The sequence below is a fragment of the Microcystis sp. M53598_WE2 genome (genome assembly GCF_030067735.1).
GTDB classification, from domain to species: domain Bacteria; phylum Cyanobacteriota; class Cyanobacteriia; order Cyanobacteriales; family Microcystaceae; genus Microcystis; species Microcystis aeruginosa.
The window spans coordinates 1-3,635 of record NZ_JASJFE010000737.1; the positions used below are offsets into that span (position 1 = coordinate 1).

Sequence of the window (3,635 nt, forward strand, 5' to 3'; positions counted from 1 at the left end):
GCCAGACAGACAAACAGACAGGCAGGAAGACAGACAGACACTGACAGACACTGACAGACAGACACTGACAGGCAGACACAGACAGACAGACAGACAAACAGACAGACATTGGCTATGATAAGACAGTGATGAGTCAGCTAAAAATGTGGCTGAAAAAAAGGCGGAAAAGGCTGCCAATTTTTATAATCGATCGATACCTTTTCCACTCCATCCGTCGCCACACAAATAAAGGCAACTGGCTCGGTTAAAACTTTTATTTGCATATCCTCCACAGCATTACTAGAAGTAACAAAAGTGGTTTCATTGATGTATTCCCCCTTGTCAGGCTGAAACAATAACTGATAATTTCCTCCCAGAGGTTTGAACACAATAAAACCATCTCCTATCTGCATCGCTGCTAACCGTTTTGAAGTAACCAAAACAACCAGTAAAGTTGTCGCCAGATCATTAATATCTAACTGTTCTTTTTCGGCTTCTTCTTGGAGAATTTGCTGAACATAAGCCAACAGTTGCCGGAATATTTCCTCTAATTCGGCTTCAGTTCCAGTGGCAGCTAATGCTGTTTTTTTGAGCTTATCCTCTAAAAATTGCAGCGCTGCTTTAACTGTTATTTTCGCACCCAAATCCGAATGTTTGGCACTACCGGCCCCATCGGCCACGGCTCCAATCAAAACATCCTGACCCAATACTTGATAAGCACCGTAATCTTGACAGGGTAATCCCGCTTGGATATGAAAACTACCGACCACCGACTGACATAATGTTCTCCACATAATTAACTGTCTTCTAGGTGGTAATTTGTCCCCAATTCACTGGTGGTAAAGTGATCGCCGCTCCAATTTTACCACCAGAAACTCGTTTCATTGAGTTACTTAACCACTGAAATAAATCCCGAAAATCTAAACCATTGAGTAACACGGGGGGATTATTAGAAATCTGTTTAAGCTTCTCCATATCGGCCCCCTGAACACCTACAGAAAAAAATAAAACCCGATTTTCTGCTTCTGCTTGTTTTACCCGTTGCGCTGCCAGATTCCATTGATCCGTAGGCGCACCATCAGTAATTAAAAATATCCAGGGGCGATAATATTGGATACCATTATTTCTATAAATCGCTTTACGATCTTCGACTAAATCTAAGGCCAATTCAATCGCTTTTCCCATAGGGGTTAAGTCTCCTGCGGTTAAAGTAGGTGGCGTAAATTGGTCAATTCCGACAAAATCTTGCACGGTTTTAACCCCTCCCCTACCAAAGGTAACAATGGCGGTTTCTACGCTCAACGTCGCTTGGATATCCCGCATCACGTCCTCCTGAAAGGTTTTGATGCCATCATTGAGAGCCTTAATCGGTTCCCCTTGCATTGAACCGGAGGTATCTAGTAGTAGTACCACAGGACAGCGAGTTTCCTGATTTTCGACAAATTCAGCCACACCAATCGGCATTTTTTGCAAGCCTCCTAATTTTTTGAACTGGGGGAACTATGGGAGTGTTAGGAATTGAGATTATCTACTTTTTGTCCTATTATATTATCTCTGCCAGTCCCATCAGAGGCTCTCTTATTCTTTGTGTGATAAGTTTAATTGATATAAGAGCGATCAATCTTTGTGTTCTCTGTGTCTGGAGTGGTTCGTTCCACTCACCCACCAGCGTTACCGTATCTTAGAATACATTTTAACCACAGAACCCATCAGAAAAGATATCTTTCCCTTAAGCTGAACGCGGGATTTGATTTTTGACTATTAGTCGCAGGGTTTGTTGCAATTCCTCGCGACTGTGAATTTCCTCCAGACGATGAACGGGAACACCTTGATCGAAGAGAATTAAAGTAGGCAGACTACGCAGACGAAAACTATTAGCTAATTTAAAATTATTATCGGCATTGACACCGACTAATTGAATCGCATCTTGACACTCATTTTGCCAAGAAAAGAGGGTGGGTTGGATTAAACGACATAAACCACACCAAGGCGCCCAAAAATACACGAGAACCGGACGAGAAGACTCTAAAACTAGCTTAGGGAAGCTCTTTTCGTTGACAGATAGCATCATGTCTAAACGTATTTTATGAAAACTTAATTTTGATATAAAAACCATCTTACACCAATCGGGATCAACAGGAAAGGGGTTGGGAGCAAAATCACCAATAAATTTTACTTGTTGCTTGCATTAGCCAAGGATGCGCCCACCAGAGGAGTAAAATAAACCCTGTTACTCCTAGATAGGCAGGACGAAGGAATTCTTGCCACTTTAGGCTTTGCCGACCATCGATAATCGCTAAAAAGGGAATCACCGAGGTGCGTTCTTTGACCTTTAAAAATGCCTCTCCGTAACGGTCTTCTAACCGGCGATCGCCATGCCAGACGGCAAAAAGATGATGGGCAATTAAACCTAGGGAAGTTAATAGGGTAAAGCTTGTCCCTAACCAGAGGGTGTGAGCAATACACCAGATCACCTGTCCTACCATCTGGGGATGACGGGTAACGCGCAGGATGCCGGTTTCGTAGAGATGAACCTGCGGTTTTTGGATAGCGGCGATCTCCAGCAGGTTAAAAGTGGCAGGATAGAGAAAGAAAAAAGAAATGGCCGAAAGTATCCAAACTAGGGTTTTTACTCCGGTTACTCCCTGTACTTGCCAGAGAAGCAAACCATCATAACGATGATTGAAGAAATAAACTACTAAAATTACCGCTAGAGGGATACTCACAAGGGCAAATAATACCCGATACAGTCGCGCACCGATGATAGCTTCTCCCCCCATTCGTAAACTGGCTAATCCGCTATGGGCGACGGCAAAACCCAGTAATAAACCTAACATGACCCAATGACTAGCGAATGCCACTTTTACCCTCTTGATTGACTAAATTTTTCTCCGAACTCTATTTTAAAGATTGATGGTTAATTTTTCGCCCCCTTTTTTTGTATTGCCAGTATCGAGGATTCGGGGCAAAATAAAACTATGCTTCCCCAAAGCGACCCCCAAGAATATAACTGGGGAACTATCTAATTTTGCCACTTTTTAGGTAATATGTCTTATCCCCAAAAGCGATTTGTGATGGTCTGTCAGCATTCTTCCTGTTTGGTGCAGGGTGCGTCGGAGCTTCTTTTAGCTTGGCAAACGGCAGCTCTCCCAGAAGATGTCATCGTTATGACCAGTGGTTGTCAAGGACAGTGTAGCACTAGCCCCACGGTGAGAATTATTCCCGAGGAAACTTGGTACTGTCGTGTTAAACCAGAGGATGTCAATCAGATTGTCGAAGAACATTTAAAAAACGGTCAACCGGTTGAGCGTTTACTCCATCCACGCATTCACGCTCAATGGCAGTAAACTTGATCATCAATTTTTAAGTGATGCTTCACTTGACGACTTAGGGCCACAGAAAACCCCCAGCGAGTGCCTAAGCGGTAGAATAAGTACCTAAGCAAAATTAATTACACATATCTAACCCCCCCCCCTTGCCTCTTGCATGAGTGCATGAGTGCCTTTCTTCACTAGGAAATTTATTTTGCACGACTACTTAAGTGGGTGGGTGGAATTAAATATAAGATGAACGTAGGTTGGGTTGAAGCATGAAACCCAACGCCTGCATGGGTTACGCTACCGCTAACCCATCCTACAAATAATTTTGCCTCCCTA

4 protein-coding genes and 1 pseudogene are annotated in these 3,635 nt (G+C 43.2%); 1 reads left to right on the forward strand and 4 read right to left on the reverse strand.

Annotated features, from left to right (window positions below):
• Positions 1-146 precede the first annotated feature (146 nt).
• The 4 genes and pseudogenes from PX636_RS14985 to PX636_RS15000 all read right to left on the reverse strand — a co-directional run.
• Positions 147-773: pseudogene (locus PX636_RS14985) on the reverse strand (PP2C family serine/threonine-protein phosphatase); the annotation flags it as partial.
• Between the two features lie 13 nt (positions 774-786).
• Complete coding sequence (locus PX636_RS14990; RefSeq protein WP_288117700.1) at positions 787-1,443, reverse strand: vWA domain-containing protein; 657 nt, start codon at positions 1,441-1,443, stop codon at positions 787-789.
• Between the two features lie 265 nt (positions 1,444-1,708).
• Complete coding sequence (locus PX636_RS14995) at positions 1,709-2,050, reverse strand: thioredoxin family protein (protein WP_288117701.1); 342 nt, start codon at positions 2,048-2,050, stop codon at positions 1,709-1,711.
• Positions 2,051-2,138: 88 nt separating this feature from the next.
• Positions 2,139-2,840, reverse strand: coding sequence for an NnrU family protein (locus tag PX636_RS15000; protein ID WP_287692034.1), 702 nt, complete (start codon positions 2,838-2,840; stop codon positions 2,139-2,141).
• A 186-nt stretch (positions 2,841-3,026) separates the two neighbouring features.
• Here PX636_RS15000 and PX636_RS15005 point away from each other — a divergent pair, with 186 nt between their 5' ends.
• Complete coding sequence (locus PX636_RS15005; protein ID WP_002786792.1) at positions 3,027-3,326, forward strand: (2Fe-2S) ferredoxin domain-containing protein; 300 nt, start codon at positions 3,027-3,029, stop codon at positions 3,324-3,326.
• The last annotated feature ends 309 nt before the right edge of the window (positions 3,327-3,635 follow it).